This is a genomic window from Endozoicomonas sp. ALB091, from assembly GCF_049310265.1.
GTDB lineage: Bacteria > Pseudomonadota > Gammaproteobacteria > Pseudomonadales > Endozoicomonadaceae > Endozoicomonas.
Genome location: NZ_JBLYNQ010000007.1, coordinates 740,012 through 755,610 on the forward strand (window position 1 = coordinate 740,012; position 15,599 = coordinate 755,610).

Sequence of the window (15,599 nt, forward strand, 5' to 3'; positions counted from 1 at the left end):
CGAGCGGAGTGCGGAGGCGTCAAACTCATTGAAAACATGCATTAGATAATAACCGGAGCCAGCAGAAAACCAAAAATCACACAAAGCAGGATGCAGATCACTCCGGGTACAAAGAAAGGATGATTAAACACCATCTTGCCGATCCGGGTAGAACCTGTTTCATCCATCTCGACGGCTGCAAGCAAGGTAGGGTAGGTTGGCAAAACAAACAGGGCACTGACCGCAGCAAATGACGCGATAGCGGTCACCGGGTCAACAATCATCAGGGCTGCAGGCATCAGAGCCCGGGTCGTTGCGGCCTGGGAATACAGTAACATGGACGCCAGAAACAGTGCCAGGGCAAGCAGCCAGGGATAGTGATCAAGAATATCCCCGGCGGTCTCCTGAACATTCTCAAGGTGGGCACCAACAAATGTATTCCCCAGCCAGGCAACGCCCAGAACACAGATACACGCACTCATACCCGACTTGAAAGTCTGGGCATTCAGAATGTGATTGGTATCTATATGGGTAACCAGGGTAATCAGGCACGCTGCACTGAGCATAAAGGCAAAAATGGCGCTGTCTCTGGGCAGTACGGGATTGTCAATAACACCCACCTTATCGCTGACCAGCGTCGCATATACCACCACCGCCAGGATGCTCAGGCCAAAAATCAGCACGGACATCCTTGCCCCGGGCTTTATTCGATTATCCACAACCTCTGCAGGTTGAATCAGCCCTTCAGAGAGCTTGTGCAGATACACTTCATCTTTGTGCAGTTCACAGCCAAGGTAATTACACACCAGCGACGTCAACATCACGGCAACAAATGTGGTAGGAATGCAAATCAGGAGCAGATCCAGATAATCAACACCAAAGGGTTCCAGCATACCGCTGAATACCACCACAGCGGCGGAGACCGGAGAGGCGGTAATGGCGACCTGAGAGGCAATCACCGAAATACTCAGAGGTCGGGATGGGCGAATCCCATTCTCACGGGCAACAGCAGCAATAACCGGCAATGTTGAATAGGCCGTATGGCCTGTGCCAGCCAGCAACGTCATAAAGTAAGTGATAGCCGGTGCCAGGAACGTCACGTACTGCGGCCGCCTTCTAAGCAATTTATCCGCAATATATACCAGATAATCAAGCCCGCCAGCGACCTGCATGGCTGCCACAGCACCAATGACAGACATGATGATAAGGATCACATCCACCGGGATGGTGCCAGGATTCATCCCAAGCCCCAGGGTAAGCACCACAACCCCGACAGCACCGGCAAAACCAATACCAATGCTGCCCAACCGGGCTCCCAGGAAAATAAATGCCAGAACAATGATCAACTGCAACCAGGTCATGCCAAATCCCCTGAGAAATTAATCTTAAGTCAATGGATAGATAATTTAAGATAGCCTGAAAACGGCAAAAGACGTTTCAACACCGGTCAGGTGATGCTCAGAATCAGAACCGAAACAACCATCAGGAGGCATTACAACTCGTCCGGGGGAGGGAACTTGATACTGTGCATAGTATCTTCAATGTCAGACTCCCACATTGAGGGAACCACCCAGGACGTCAGAAAAACAGTGGCCATCAGGCCGGCTGTGAGCGGGAAGTAATTATTAATACCAAACTGCCCCATCAGCAGATAAGAAACGGAAGGGGTACCAATAAATGCCAGCCCGGGCACGAACCAGGAAAACAACCTGCGCGTGGTGAAGGTAATGACCTCACTTTTAGAGCGAACGGATGCCTCCGCTGCCAGACATAGGTTTTCGGTGTAAACCCGGAATGTGGTAACATTCGGAACCTGTTTGACCACCTTTTTACGCACCGTTCTGGTTCTCTCCCTGGGAGTCATTCTGTCACCCCGTGCGCCCCATACATAAGTGTCAGAATGCTGATAATAAATTTCGGTTTCATCTTCCTCTTCAACAACCTCAATATCTTTGCTGCCACCTTCGTGTAACATCACTTCACAATAATTCCAGGCGATGGGAACAGGCCCCATGGAAAAATACCCTTTCCTGTCTACCCTGATAATCTGACCACTTCTGAATGCACTTCGCTTTGATATGGTTTTATTCCAGTGATGCAGAAACGTTCGGTCAGACTCCTCATACCGACCTGTTCGTTTGAAAAAATCCGTCTCTTCAAATTCGACAACTTGATAGACGTCAGTTACCAGTTCCTTTGTTGCATAATAGAAATTGTACAGGGACGAAAACAGTGAATTTTCTTCATCCCATATCTCCAGCCTCGGCATAAAAGGTTTTACAACATCAATAACAATCAGTTCATTTTTGTGTTCCTCTGACATTTTGGTTCCCACTTCTGCCGTCTCTGCCCCGAGACGTTCCACCAGAACGGGATGATTATGATATTTATTGTCGGTAATGCCCGGACTGCGTACCTCAGAGCCCAGTTTAAAATCAGCAACAACATTCTTTACAACCCAGCCATAAGGCACGCCTGCAATAGCATAAGGCCAGTTTGTAGTCCCGGTATCTTCATTCAAAATATTATCAAAGGTACCGAGCATGACACTGTCCATATACCTCATATAGTGTTTACCACGGCGCACCGGATCTAACACGTGATGGTTGAAAACATCCTGATACTCCGAAGCAAAGTTGATAAAAGGACGGATCAGGAGGTCCATCATCAGGTCATTAAACAGGTAGTTACTATTATCAATGATCGACATGTATAGAGAGGTTGCATTCTTATTTCTGGATCGAATCAGATCCTGGTAATATTCACTGTCTGCATATTGTTTCTCCGGTTCGTTGCCTGCTTCATTTTCTTCAGCATCATCATCCAGATCTTCCTCAATCACATCGTCTTCATCATCCAGATCTCCCTCAATTAAATCGTCTTCATCATCCAGATCTTCCTCAATTAAATCTTCATCATCCAGATACATTGATGATTCTGAGATATTTTCAGTATGCTCATCTACGCCGGCCGTTGTATTAATGGCCAGTAAACTGAACATAAGAACAATTAAAAATGAGAAATCATGAACAACTCGATTCTGCCTCATCATACTCCCCGGAAAGCATTTTATTCTTTTCAGGTATGTCACCATTCAATAATGAAAGACAATTTCATCCCTTAAAAAAAGATAAATAATGTAATCAAATCGTAATAATTCGATTCACAAAAATCTTCAGCCCTTATGGGACAACAAACACGTAAATTTGTTCCATTAAAAAGTCCAAAGGCCGAAAAATACTGAGACACCTGTGCTGGGTGCAAACATTGAGTGGACGACAGCAGTAGTTATGTGCGTGAAAAAAATTTGCTGATAGAATGTCCCGACACGTTTAATAACAAGGCAAGAGGTCGATGGAAGCCACTAATCTTACCCCGGCTCCAGTGTGGAGAAGAGCTGCGGCCATGTTGTACGATTCTCTGTTAATCCTGGCACTGCTGTTTATGGCCGGTTTTATTAATCTGTTCATCCAGATACAGATTTTCGGTGATGAGCAACTGAAAACCATGACTGAAGAGGGCTACCAGCTTGGAGGCCCCTTTTTCTACGCCGCCCTGCTGGTCATCATTTACGGCTTCTTTGGCTTTTTCTGGACCCGGTCAGGACAAACCCTTGGTATGCAGGCCTGGAGAATAAAAGTGGTCAGCAGCGACAATCATTTGATCAGCCCATGGCAAAGCGTGATCCGTTTTCTGATTGCCATTCCGGCATTGTCGCTTGCGGGTATCGGGCTTCTCTGGGCACTGATCGACCATCAGCGGCGAAGCTGGCAGGATCTGGCATCGTCATCCAAAGTCATTCTTCTGAAAAACCGGTAAAGAAAATCTGACCACAGTCATCTAATGTCTCAGTGCAGCTTCATAAATAAGCGGCACTGGTTACACTACCAGCATTAATATTTACAGACGACTGTTCACTTCTGCCTGCCGCTCGATACATATACCGAAACATTTATTGGTATTTTTACCTATCCAGCATTAAAATGAAACCATCGTCATTCACCGGCGTCGGTGTACCAACAAAACTATCGATGGCTTTTCATAGCAGATAGGCTTTCAGCAGGCAGTAAAAAGGGAGACTCCAGTATGAACACTTGGCCATTTGAACAGGTTGTATCTCAACTGGCGGACGTCTTTCGTCGTTTATCAGGCAATCCGGAATCTTTCCACCACTCAGATCAACTGGAAGAGTGCAGGCTCTACTGCCCGATCACACGAACCCCACAAAAGCCTGTAAGAAGAACTCCCGGGCACCCTTTCCAGCGATAATCTCCATCCCCATCGTTCCCACGCTCTGCGTGGGAATGCATAAAGAAGCCTAAAGGATACGAACAATCTCCGTTCACCCTGAGCGGAGTCGAAGGGTGATTGGCACAGTCCTTTATTCAGGGCATGGAGCCTACGCCCTTTAGCCCTTTATGCAGCCCGCCTTAACATCACCGCACCCGCCAGCAGGCAGATGATGACTGGAATCATTACCGATAATACCGGCGGAAACCCGAATACCAGGCTGGATGGTCCCATCAGGTTCTGAACAATCATAAAGACAATGCCGGTGATCACCCCGGAGAAGATCCGCAATCCCATACTGACGGAACGCAAAGGACCAAAGACAAAAGAGATGCCGACAATAACCAGGGAGAGTATGGATAACGGCTGAAGCAGCTTTGTCCACAGTGCCAGATCATACTCTCCGGCATCCAGCCCCTGTGCTTTCAAGTACTTCGTATAAGTGAGCAGGCCGGATATGGGCAATGCTTCAGGTTTGACCACCACCACTTTCAACAGTGTTGTTGTCAAGCTGGTATCCCAGGGTTCAACCAGACTCTGCTCAGTAATAAACTGCTCATTCTTACGGCGTATGGTGGTGACATCCTCCAGCAGCCAATGATCACCCTGATAGATTCCCCGTTTGGCAAAAGCGCTTTCCTGAAGCTTCATCTCATCATCAAAAACATAACGACTCACGCCGTATAGCACGCCGTTTGGCTCGACCGCATTGAAGTACATAAATTCACGGCCTTCACGATGCCAGAAGCCTTCTCCGGTGTATGTGCCATCAGCGGAGCGGGCTATCGCCTTTCTGGTCTCGCCAACCTGCTCGGCCATGGGAGCAAGATATTCGCCAAGCATCAATCCGGTAATAATCATGACCAGGGTGGGCTTCATGACTGCCCCCAGAATACGCCACAGCGAAATACCAGCGGCCCTCATAACCACCAGCTCACTGCTGGACGCCATGGAGCCCAGCCCCATAAGGCAGCCAACCAGTGCCGACACGGGAATCAGCTCGTACAGTTTTTTGGGTATCATCAACAGGGTATATATCAAAGCGTCCAGCGACTGATAGTTGCCCCTGACATCATCCAGCTGCCCCAGAAAAGCAAACAACGCTTCCAGAAATACCAGAATCAGCAGGACAATCACCGTTGCCCCCAGAACATTTCTGGATATGTAACGATCCAGCTTACGCATTTCCAGCCCTCCGGCGCGCCAGCCAGAGTTTACCCGGCTCAACAAGGTACAACAGCAAAGCAATCAGCAAGAAAAGAATATGAATCGGCCACAGACCAATATCCGGCGACAGTCGCCCATCCTCAATCGCGCCACGGCCACTCATTAATAAAGCCAGATACAGCAGATACAGCAATATTCCGGGCAACAGCTTCACATAACGCCCCTGTCTGGGATTAACCCGGGCCAGGGGCAATGCCATCAGCACCACGATGGGTATTAACAGTGGCAAAGAGATGCGCCACTGCAGCTCAGCACGATGGCCCGGGGTGTCGGACGCCAAAAGTGTCGCCGTTGGCAGAGCCTGCTCCTTGCTGATCTCTTTTCCGGAGCGGCGCTCTTCCATACGAAGGCCGTAATGTTCAAAGGCAATTTCCCGCAAAGGCAATGCGCCGGGCGTCAGGTCATAGCGGTAACCATCATCCAATATCAGATAGCGCTGCCCACCCTCTGCTGCATTGACTTCAAGGTTTGCCGTTTGCGCCAGCAGCAAGGTCATCGAACCTGTGTTCTTGCTATCCCCGTTACGGTTGGCGATAAAAACCCTGTTCATCTGCTGGCGGTCGTCGGTTAACGTCTCTGCATAAGTCACGCGCTGCCAGCCAAACTTCTGGAAACGTCCGGAAACCAGGGTATCAAACTCGGTCAGAGCGTCCTGCTCGACAAAAATGCTTTCAACTTTCTGTATTCCCCGGGGGGCAACTACCAGGCTTAACAGCGCAACCACCAGCATAACCCCGACCGCAGGCACCATGGTTATGCCTAAAAGTTGATGATGGCTGAGACCACAGGCGCTGAGCACCGTCATTTCGTTATCAACATACAGCCTGCCATAGGCGAGAATAATGCCCAGGAAAAGCCCCAGGGGCAGTATCATGACCAGAAACTCCGGGATCCGGTAAGCCATGATGGCAAAGAGAAAATCCGCTTTCAGTGTCCCGGTGGCCGCCTGTGCCAGATAGTTCACAAAGCGCCCACTCATGATAATGAGCAATACGACAGACGTCACTGCTAACATAACCTGCAGCATCTGTCTGGACAGGTAACGAAATATGATTAAAGGCATGCCTTGGTGAAATTCATCAAATCAAAACGAACAATTATACGTCAGTCGCCTTAAAAAACCGGTATAATCCCGGCCCGTCTGACAGAATCGTAGAATAAACATACAATTAACCCAATGACTTCTACGTTCTGATAGCCGTCTGGATAATGCCTGAATATCCCATATCCGGACTAAAGCGTCTGGTTGAATTGGCTTAACCGTATTATTATCCATGAAATCGGATAACTTGTCCCCTTGGAGAGACCATGGAATTTGTTGTTAAGAGTGGTGCTGCAGAAAAACAGAAAACTGCCTGCCTTATTTTGGGCGTCCACAAGAAAACGCTTCCCCCCTCTGCGACAGCCTTAGACTCGTTAACCGAGGGGTATCTTGCCGACATACTCAAACGTGGTGATCTGGATTTCAAGCCCGGCCACTCACTGATGCTTCTGCACAGCCGACATGCGCCGGTTGAGCGTCTGCTGCTGCTGGCCATGGGTGAAAATGATAAGCCATTAACAGAAGCCGGGTTTAACAAACTGACGGTCAACCTGGCCAGCCAATTGAAATCGCTGAATGCCAGGGAAGCAAGCATTGCCATCGAAGATATCAACGTCGAGGGCAAGTCACTGCACTGGATCACCCGTCAGTTGGTTGAAGCGATTGAATATGCATTTTATCAGTTCAGCCAGTTTAAAAACGACACCGGCAAAGGCGCTCTTTCGAAGATCAGTCTGAAGAAGGTGACACTGCTGGCGGACCGTAAGAATGCCGAAGAAGTGAAAGCCGGTCTGGCCCAGGGGCAGGCCATTGGTAATGGTCGGAATGTGGCCCGAACCCTGGGCAACCTGCCAGGCAATATCTGCCATCCAACCTACCTTGCCGATGAAGCCAAAGCATTGGCGAAACAGCATGCCAAACTGACCACCAAGGTGCTCAATGAAAAACAGATGTCTGACCTTGGCATGAGCTCCCTGCTCTCCGTCAGTGCCGGTTCCGAACAGGAAGCCCGGCTGATCTGCATGGAGTACAAAAATGGCAAACGCGGTGCCAAGCCTCTTGTTCTGCTGGGTAAAGGGATCACCTTTGATACCGGTGGTATCTCCCTGAAACCCGGTGCCGCCATGGATGAAATGAAGTTTGATATGTGCGGTGCCGCCAGTGTATTCGGCGTCATGAATGCCATTATTGAGCTGGATCTGCCCATTAATGTTATTGGCATGGTGGCTGCGGCAGAAAACATGCCCAGCGGCAAGGCCACCCGCCCGGGGGATATCGTAACGTCCATGTCCGGCAAGACCATTGAAATTCTCAATACCGATGCCGAAGGTCGTCTGGTGCTTTGTGATGCCCTCACCTACGCAGAACGTTACAAGCCGGAAGCGGTGATCGATATTGCCACCCTGACGGGTGCCTGCGTCGTTGCCCTGGGCCATCACACCACCGGCCTGCTCAGTAATAATGAACCGCTGGCTGAAGAGCTGATCAGTGCTTCCAAAGAAGCCATGGATCGGGCATGGCAGCTGCCAATGGGTGAAGAATATGCTCGCCAGCTGGACAGCAACTTTGCCGATATGGCCAATATTGGTGGTCCTGCTGCGGGTACCATTACCGCAGCCTGCTTCCTGGCTAAATTTGCCGAAGCCTACCCCTGGGCGCACCTGGATATCGCCGGAACCGCCTGGCAATCAGGCAAGGAAAAAGGGGCTACCGGTCGTCCAGTGCCCATGCTGGTACAATACCTGCTGAATAAAATCTGATTGTTGCCAGTACTGATGACAGGCCCTGATCGATCAGGGCCTTTTTGTTTGCTCAGATTAGTTTATGATTTCCCCATGACCAGAGTGACTTTCTACCTTTTAGACAGCAATCTTGACAATAACGGGCAAAACGAACAGCAGTTTGCCTGCCGCCTTATCGACAAAGCATGGCGTGGAGGCCTGCCCATGCATATCCATACGGCGGATGAAAGCAGCTGCCAGTCCATGGATCAACTGCTCTGGTCATGGCGGGAGGATAGCTTTCTTCCCCATGGGATTATTTCACCCATCCAGGGCAATACCCCGGAAAGTGTACTTTTGGCCAGAGAGTCTCCCATCACCCTGGGGTTTGACCACCCTGCCGTAGCATCAAAGCGGTTGCTGATTAATCTCAGCCCTGAAGTTCCTCCATTCTTCAAAGACTTTGCCCGCGTTTGTGAAGTCGTGGTTCAGAACCCGGACCAGAAAGCGGTTTCCAGGGCGAAGTTCCGGGCCTATCGTCAGGCGGGTATAGAGCCAGAAGTACACAATATGTAGGCCCTGTCACCCCTTGCCAGCAGATACCGTTCACCCATAGTTTGTCTATCCTTTTTAATAAGAAAGCAGACACACATCGCTTTCAAATAAAAATTCTCTAACCATTGAACGGTAAAATAATGATGAAAACATTGAACGCAATGCTGGTCAGTCTGGCGCTGGCTGTACCGGCCACCAGTCAGGCTATGGATATTTATGCTTTTGCCCGGGGTGGGGCGGCTTATACGGCGATTAAAGATACTGAGGCTGTCAATCCTTTCATTGCAGTTGCGGCTGCTAATGCACCTTCTACTAACCCTGATGCATCCCAAGGCAGCATGGGGATAGCCAATCTGAATAACGATCACAGCGTTGCAGTTGGAGCATTTGGTGCCGGGTTTGTAGTTAACCCCAGTTTCCGTCTGGAGCTTGAAGGGTCTTTTCAGAAGGAATCTGATTATCAGATAGACGTAGCGCTCGGTTGGCAAGTAAACACTGGTCCATTCAATACAACACTTCTTGGCACTGCATATAACAAAATCAATATTGAATCTGATGTCTACATGCTGAAAGCCTATTACGACATCCCCCTCAACAAGCATGTAGTTCCCTATCTTATGGCCGGTGCAGGCTATGCAAAGAACAAGACATCCGGTGTACAGACCTTTTCAGACAACGCCAACTGGAATGAAAAATGGGATGACCACAGAAACAATGAAATGGCCTGGACAGTAGGTGCAGGAATTTCCTATATATTCAGTAAACACCTTGCCCTGGATCTTGGGATAGAACATCGCAACCTCGGAGACTGGGAACTGAAAAACCTGCCGACTACCGGTGACGAGTCTCTCAAGGGCAAGCTGGAATCCACCACACTGCTGATGGGCCTGCGTTACCACTTCTAACTATCCCTCACTAATATTTCTGCACAGGCCGCAGTAAGCTCCTGTGCAATACCCCCTCCAAAACACCTTCTTAAGACAAGCCAGGCCAATAAAAGCCAAACTCCCGTCTATAATCATCGTGGCATGCTGAATTTCGGTCATCCCCGTAGTGCAATTTAAGAGGATTGCGCTAATATAGCGCGCTTTTTGGCACATCGGTCATAATCTTCAGGCAAAACACTGCGGGGAAGCGTATGATTGAGATGGCCCGAGTAGCCTGAGAACCTGCTGTTCGATACAGAGGCTCTCTCACCGTAAACCATTTTCAAAATACAGTCCGCCGGTCCATCTCCGGCCTACGCACCGCCCGGGCGGTAACGTATAATGGCGGTCTGTCAGTCAGGCAAGGTTAGTAGTCAAATATGACGAGTTTCGTTTCTGGGCAACGCTGGATTAGTGATACTGAGACCGAACAGGGGCTGGGCACGGTGCTCACCTTTGACAGTCGCATGGTCACCCTGCTGTTTCCTGCCACCGGGGAAACCCGGCTTTACTCCATAAACAACTGCCCTCTGACCCGCGTTGAGTTCAACCCCGGAGATCGTGTCGAAAGCCACGAGGGCTGGATTATGCTGGTCACCGAGGTGATTGAGAAAGATGGCCTGCTGACCTACTGCGGAACCCTCCCTGACGGAGAAACACGACAGCTGCCAGAAGCCGAGCTGGGCAACCATATTCGCTTCAACAAGCCACAGGACCGGATGCTGGCGGGTCAGATTGACCAGAACAGCAACTTTACCCTGCGTTACAAGACACTCCAGTATAACTACGGTCTGCGCAAGTCCCCGATGCGCGGCCTGATTGGCCCACGCACCAGCCTGATTCCCCACCAGCTGCATATTGCCCGGGAGGTTTCCCAGCGCCATGCGCCACGGGTTATGCTGGCCGACGAAGTGGGCATGGGTAAAACCATTGAAGCCGGCCTGATACTGCACCAGCAACTGATTACCGGCCGTGCCAGCCGGGTGCTGATTCTCTTGCCGGAAAGCCTGGTACACCAGTGGCTGGTGGAGATGCTGCGCCGTTTCAACCTGCGTTTCAGTGTTTTTGACGAAGAGCGCTGCCGTCAGTCTCCGGATGAAAACCCGTTCAATACCGAGCAGCTGATTATCAGCAGCATCGGCTTTCTATGTCATGATGACGAACGCCGCAAACAGGCACTGGAAGCGGACTTCGACCTGTTGATTGTGGATGAAGCCCATCACCTTATCTGGTCTGAAGAAGAGACCAATGCGGAATACCGCTGTGTTGAAGCGCTGTCCCTGCAGATTCCGGGACTCCTGCTGCTGACCGCGACGCCGGAGCAGATGGGTGCCAAAAGCCACTTTGCCCATCTGCGTCTGCTGGACCCGGACCGCTTCCATGATCTTGCCGCCTTTGCCGCCGAAGAAAGCCGTTATGAGCCGGTGGCAGAGGCGGTTCAGGAACTTCTGAACAATAACAATCAGACGCTCCCTGCCAAGGCAAGGGACCATCTGATCAGTTTCCTTGGAGAAGACAGCAAGTCGCTGATTGATATCCTTGACCAGGGTGATGAAGAGGCTCGAAACACTGCCCGAACCCAGCTGCTGCGCCGCCTGCTGGATCGTCATGGTACCGGCCGCGTGATGTTTCGTAATACCCGGGCAGCCGTTGGCGGATTCTCTGGTCGAGCGGCCCAGGGCTACCCCCAGGTGCTGCCGGAGCTGTACGAAATCGCCCTGGAAGAAGAGTCCAACTACCGCCATAACCTTTATCCGGAGCTGGCTTATCAGGCTCAGATCCGTGTCGATGATATGGATCCCTGGTGGAAAGTCGACCCCCGGGTAGACTGGCTGATGAACCTGCTGAAACTGCTGAAGAAAGAGAAAGTACTGGTTATCTGTGCCAATGCCAATACGGCACTGGACCTGGAAAATGCCCTGCGCATACTGTCCGGCATTCCGGCAGCGGTTTTCCACGAAAACATGAGCATTATTGAGCGGGATCGTGCTGCGGCCTTCTTTTCCGAAGGAGAGCATGGTGCCCAGGTACTGGTGTGTTCAGAAATTGGCAGTGAAGGACGTAACTTCCAGTTTGCCCACCATCTGGTGCTGTTTGATCTGCCCGAACATCCCGACCTGCTGGAACAGCGTATTGGCCGACTGGATCGTATTGGCCAGACTGAAGCCATCAAGATTCACGTGCCCTATCTGTCTGGCACCGGTCAGGAGGCACTGTTCCACTGGTACCAGCTGGGATTGAACGCTTTTGCCGATACCTGCCCTGCCGGTAGTATGGTGCAGATGCAACTGGGTGAAGCGCTGTTGCCTTATCTGCAACCGGGCAGCCAGGCCTCCACAGAAGCCATGGATACCCTGCTGAACCAGGCAGCCCAATTGAACCGGCAACAGATGGAGCACCTTCATAAAGGCAGAGACCGATTGCTGGAGCTGAACTCCCGGGGCCTGATCTCCAATGAAGATATGATCAACGACATCGAAGAGCAGGAACAGCCAAGACAGCTCAAGCGGTTTATGGAGAAGTTGTTCGAAGGCTTTGGTGTTGAGGCGGAAGACTATTCCAAACACTGTCTGGTGATTCGCCCGGGCAGCCACATGATCACCACCTTCCCCGGCCTGCCGGATGATGGCATGACCGTCACCTTTGACCGGGACATGGCACTGTCCAGAGAAGACATGCACTTCCTGACCTGGGAGCATCCCATCGTTGCCGAAGGCATGGACATGGTGCTGACCAGCGAGCTGGGGAATACCTCTGTGGCTTTGCTCAAAAACAAAGCCCTGAAGCCCGGCACCATGCTGCTGGAAGCGATTTACGTGGTAGAAACCAGCGCCGACCGAACTCTGCAGCTGGACCGCTACCTGCCAGCCACACCGATCCGCTGTCTGATCGACCCGGGGTTCAATGACCTGTCCGAAAAAGTGGCGTTTGATACCCTGAACGCCCAGCTTCAGCCTTTGAAACGGGGTGTTGCCAAAAAACTGGTGAATGCCCAGCGGGCACCCTTTCTGGCCATGCTGGATAAAGCCGAAGGGTATGCCAAAGATCGGGTACAGCCCATCGTTAATCAGGCTTGCCAGAACTTGCTGACCGATGTCACTGAAGAGATCAAACGACTGGCGGCGCTTAAAGTCGTTAACCCGAACGTCCGTGGTGAAGAGATTGAATATCTGAAAAACCGTGCAGCCCTGGGGCATCAGGCACTGCAGAAAGCAGTTCTTCGACTGGATGCTCTGCGAATTATGATTGCTGGTTAATATTTTTCTTTTGGCTTCTATCTAACTTTTTACTCAGTCTGAGGGTCCCGCCTGCTGCCCGCACAAACGTTTCCGGCTTTTCCGGTGGCGGGCAGCACTAGGAGCCTGTCGGACTTAAGACTGTCCTACTGCGGTTGCGATAAATTGGTCTAAAAATTCCTGCTTCTTCGTCAAATAGCCCCGCTATTCTCCTCAGAAGCAGAAATTTTTATCCTCAATTTCTCGCAATCCTCGCTACGGGGTCGCCTAGACGGACGCTTAAGTCCGACAGGCTCCTAGTCAATATTATTAAAAATGATAGTTCTTAGATGCTGTCTATTTCCACCAGTCTCTGAATTAACTATACCCAGCCGGCTTTTTCATTTCTGCATACTTTTTGATAGTGTCGCAGAAGTCTTTTGTAATTTCTCCAAGAGGCTCATTGTGTGGGGTAAATTGATAATAATCAAATAACAGCTGCATTGTTTTCAGGAAAACTAACAAGTTATCACTGCCAATAAAATCTTTAAGAATACAATCACTCATGTGGGAACGAAAAGTTTCGCGCAATGCAGTACTATTAGATGAATATTTTAATAAAATATCAATTTTGTGATAATCTTTTTTTCCATCCTCATGCTGTAGTTTTTGTATTTCCTTCAGAAGGAAAATTGCATTTTCCTTCTCGCTGGAATTGTGATCAAGTCCTTCTGATTTATCAAGTAACGGATCAACCAATCCCTCAATAAGAATTTTAACTGAGTTGTGCCACGCATCCAGTTGCCGTTTCGTTTCCTCTGCAAACTCACTACCCCCATAAAATGTATCACAATCCCCGTTAGTCTTTTTGAGAATATCCTTTCCAAAATCATTCAATTTTGGTGAAAAGATGTTCAACTCCCTTTTTCTTACGGATGGAGGAAGTTCACTATCGTGATAATAGCCTGTAAAAGCAGTTAGCCTGGCGTTAAAGTCATCTACCAAACTATTCAAATGAGTAATTAACTCAAAGCTTTTATGATTAGCAATCAGTTTCTCCATCGGACTTATCGTTACAGCCCTGGTCTCAGAGGAATTTTCAGCAAGGGTCGTCACCCCTCGTTCTCTAAAGGGTTTTTCTTGAAAACTCGACATTTCATCAGGGAACTCATTATTTATAAACCTCAACATTCCTTGAATAGCTTCGCTGCATTTGCCTTTGTCAGACATCTTTAACGCCTTGACATTGTTTTGAAAGGCTTGAGAGACGGTAACAGTTACTAAAGCTGAGCTGTCAGACACCGTCTGAACTGTGCGGATATTGGAGGCATACTGATTTCTGCCGGTAGTAGTTGCAGGATACATGTTAGTATTCCCATATTTTTGTGAGTTAAAAGGTATTCAGGATTGAACATAAGATGGTGTCAATGCCGGATTTTTCTCTCAGGAAAAGACTGCCGGGGAATCTGCTTTTTCTGTGGAGCCAGCACTTCATGGGTCTGACGTACTGCAATTACAGCTTTTGTCGCCAGATCCTCAGCTATTCAAAGCCGGCCAGTGCAGAACCTTCCAGGGTCCACGAATCCACTTCCTTCACCAGTCACTGAATTAATAATCGAACCCAGTCGGCTTCTTCATTTCTGCATATATTTTGATAGATTTACAGAGCTCATCTGTAATTTCACTAAGAGGCCCTTCGAATGGTATAAAATGATAATAATCAAATAACCGCTGCAGGGTTTTCTGGAATAGCATCAGGTTACCACTACCAATGAAATCCGAGAGAATTAAATTACTCAAGCGGGAACAAATATTCTCCCGTGGTGCTTTTTTAGTTAAATATCTTAATATACCATCAATCTTGAAATAATCATTTTTCCCAACATTTTGCTTTAGTCTTTGTATATCATGCAGAGTGGAAAGTGCTTTATCCTTCTCTCTGGAATTGTGATCGGGTCCCTTTGGATTATTAAATAACGGATCAAGCAGTCCATGAGTAAGAATTTTTACCGAGTTATGCCATGCAACAAGATTCCGCTGCATTTCCACTACGACTTTACTATCCGCATGGCCTGCTTCACAATTTTGGTTCGTCCTTTTGTGAATATCCTTGCCAAAATCTTCCAATTTTTTTGAAAACCTTCTCGAACCATTTTCTCTCAAGTATGAAGAAATTTCACTATCTTCTGAATACCTTATGAAATGTTTTAATTGAGTGTTAAATGCTTCCACCATACTATTCAAATCAGTAATTAATTCAGGGCAGTTATGATCAGCAACTAATTTTTCCAACGGAATTATCGATACAGCCCCGGTCTCAGAGGAGTTTTCAGCAAGGGTTATCCTTCGTTTATCCAAGGTTTCTTGAAATTTCGGCAGTTCATTAGGGAACTGATCATGTATAAACATCAACGTTTCTTGAATAGTTTTGCTGCGTATTTCCTCAGGCAACGACGTGATATGGGTTTTAAAGGATTGAAAAACGGCAGCAGTTATTAATGCTGAGCTGCCAGACGGCGGCTGGGCAGTGTGGGTAGATGAGGCAAACTTATAGTCGGTAGTTGCAGGAAACATGTTAGTGTTCTCATACTTTTATGAGTTAAAAGATATTAAGGATTGACCATAAGATACAGTCAATGCCGGA

At 48.9% G+C, this 15,599-nt stretch carries 12 protein-coding genes; 6 read left to right on the forward strand and 6 right to left on the reverse strand.

Annotated features, from left to right (window positions below):
* Positions 1-41: 41 nt before the first annotated feature.
* Both ACO6UX_RS15095 and ACO6UX_RS15100 read right to left on the reverse strand, forming a co-directional pair.
* Entirely contained in the window at positions 42-1,340 is a 1,299-nt protein-coding gene (locus tag ACO6UX_RS15095) for an anaerobic C4-dicarboxylate transporter (RefSeq protein ID WP_422448931.1), read from the reverse strand.
* A 131-nt stretch (positions 1,341-1,471) separates the two neighbouring features.
* A complete protein-coding gene (locus tag ACO6UX_RS15100) occupies positions 1,472-2,980 on the reverse strand; it encodes a hypothetical protein (protein WP_422448933.1) in 1,509 nt (502 codons plus the stop codon).
* A 353-nt stretch (positions 2,981-3,333) separates the two neighbouring features.
* Between ACO6UX_RS15100 and ACO6UX_RS15105 the strand changes: the two genes are divergently transcribed.
* Together ACO6UX_RS15105 and ACO6UX_RS15110 are read left to right on the forward strand one after the other, a co-directional pair.
* Positions 3,334-3,798 carry an RDD family protein gene (locus ACO6UX_RS15105; protein WP_422448935.1) on the forward strand — a complete coding sequence of 155 codons (465 nt, stop codon included), beginning with the start codon at positions 3,334-3,336 and terminating at the stop codon, positions 3,796-3,798.
* Between the two features lie 267 nt (positions 3,799-4,065).
* Positions 4,066-4,248 (forward strand): hypothetical protein, encoded by a 183-nt coding sequence (locus tag ACO6UX_RS15110; RefSeq protein ID WP_422448937.1) that lies wholly within the window; start codon positions 4,066-4,068, stop codon positions 4,246-4,248.
* Positions 4,249-4,395: 147 nt separating this feature from the next.
* Here the strand turns inward: ACO6UX_RS15110 and lptG are convergent, their stop codons facing one another.
* Positions 4,396-5,454, reverse strand: a complete 1,059-nt coding sequence (gene lptG, locus ACO6UX_RS15115; protein ID WP_422448939.1) for an LPS export ABC transporter permease LptG — start codon at positions 5,452-5,454, stop codon at positions 4,396-4,398.
* Complete coding sequence (lptF, locus tag ACO6UX_RS15120) at positions 5,447-6,559, reverse strand: LPS export ABC transporter permease LptF (RefSeq protein ID WP_422448941.1); 1,113 nt, start codon at positions 6,557-6,559, stop codon at positions 5,447-5,449. Before lptF ends, lptG begins: the two co-directional genes overlap by 8 nt.
* A 245-nt stretch (positions 6,560-6,804) precedes the next feature.
* Here lptF and ACO6UX_RS15125 point away from each other — a divergent pair, with 245 nt between their 5' ends.
* From ACO6UX_RS15125 to rapA, 4 genes are all read left to right on the forward strand, one after another.
* Positions 6,805-8,298 carry a leucyl aminopeptidase gene (locus ACO6UX_RS15125; RefSeq protein WP_422448943.1) on the forward strand — a complete coding sequence of 498 codons (1,494 nt, stop codon included), beginning with the start codon at positions 6,805-6,807 and terminating at the stop codon, positions 8,296-8,298.
* Positions 8,299-8,373: 75 nt separating this feature from the next.
* On the forward strand, positions 8,374-8,835 hold the full coding sequence (locus tag ACO6UX_RS15130; RefSeq protein ID WP_422448945.1) for a DNA polymerase III subunit chi: 462 nt from the start codon (positions 8,374-8,376) through the stop codon (positions 8,833-8,835).
* A 119-nt stretch (positions 8,836-8,954) separates the two neighbouring features.
* Positions 8,955-9,719 carry an outer membrane protein gene (locus ACO6UX_RS15135; RefSeq protein ID WP_422448947.1) on the forward strand — a complete coding sequence of 255 codons (765 nt, stop codon included), beginning with the start codon at positions 8,955-8,957 and terminating at the stop codon, positions 9,717-9,719.
* Positions 9,720-10,120: 401 nt separating this feature from the next.
* On the forward strand, positions 10,121-12,997 hold the full coding sequence (gene rapA / locus ACO6UX_RS15140) for an RNA polymerase-associated protein RapA (protein WP_422448949.1): 2,877 nt from the start codon (positions 10,121-10,123) through the stop codon (positions 12,995-12,997).
* Positions 12,998-13,333: 336 nt separating this feature from the next.
* Here the strand turns inward: rapA and ACO6UX_RS15145 are convergent, their stop codons facing one another.
* Positions 13,334-14,320, reverse strand: a complete 987-nt coding sequence (locus tag ACO6UX_RS15145; protein WP_422448951.1) for a hypothetical protein — start codon at positions 14,318-14,320, stop codon at positions 13,334-13,336.
* A 243-nt stretch (positions 14,321-14,563) separates the two neighbouring features.
* Complete coding sequence (locus tag ACO6UX_RS15150; RefSeq protein ID WP_422448953.1) at positions 14,564-15,529, reverse strand: hypothetical protein; 966 nt, start codon at positions 15,527-15,529, stop codon at positions 14,564-14,566.
* Positions 15,530-15,599: the final 70 nt, after the last annotated feature.

Bases quoted from the DNA above. Each gene is read 5' to 3' on its own strand.
- ACO6UX_RS15145 (WP_422448951.1), bottom strand. From the start codon at position 14,320: ATGTATCCTGCAACTACTACCGGCAGAAATCAGTATGCCTCCAATATC.
- ACO6UX_RS15125 (WP_422448943.1), top strand. From the start codon at position 6,805: ATGGAATTTGTTGTTAAGAGTGGTGCTGCAGAAAAACAGAAAACTGCC.
- ACO6UX_RS15105 (WP_422448935.1), top strand. From the start codon at position 3,334: ATGGAAGCCACTAATCTTACCCCGGCTCCAGTGTGGAGAAGAGCTGCG.
- ACO6UX_RS15095 (WP_422448931.1), bottom strand. From the start codon at position 1,340: ATGACCTGGTTGCAGTTGATCATTGTTCTGGCATTTATTTTCCTGGGA.
- lptG (WP_422448939.1), bottom strand. From the start codon at position 5,454: ATGCGTAAGCTGGATCGTTACATATCCAGAAATGTTCTGGGGGCAACG.
- ACO6UX_RS15130 (WP_422448945.1), top strand. From the start codon at position 8,374: ATGACCAGAGTGACTTTCTACCTTTTAGACAGCAATCTTGACAATAAC.
- ACO6UX_RS15150 (WP_422448953.1), bottom strand. From the start codon at position 15,529: ATGTTTCCTGCAACTACCGACTATAAGTTTGCCTCATCTACCCACACT.
- ACO6UX_RS15135 (WP_422448947.1), top strand. From the start codon at position 8,955: ATGATGAAAACATTGAACGCAATGCTGGTCAGTCTGGCGCTGGCTGTA.
- lptF (WP_422448941.1), bottom strand. From the start codon at position 6,559: ATGCCTTTAATCATATTTCGTTACCTGTCCAGACAGATGCTGCAGGTT.
- rapA (WP_422448949.1), top strand. From the start codon at position 10,121: ATGACGAGTTTCGTTTCTGGGCAACGCTGGATTAGTGATACTGAGACC.
- ACO6UX_RS15110 (WP_422448937.1), top strand. From the start codon at position 4,066: ATGAACACTTGGCCATTTGAACAGGTTGTATCTCAACTGGCGGACGTC.
- ACO6UX_RS15100 (WP_422448933.1), bottom strand. From the start codon at position 2,980: ATGTTCAGTTTACTGGCCATTAATACAACGGCCGGCGTAGATGAGCAT.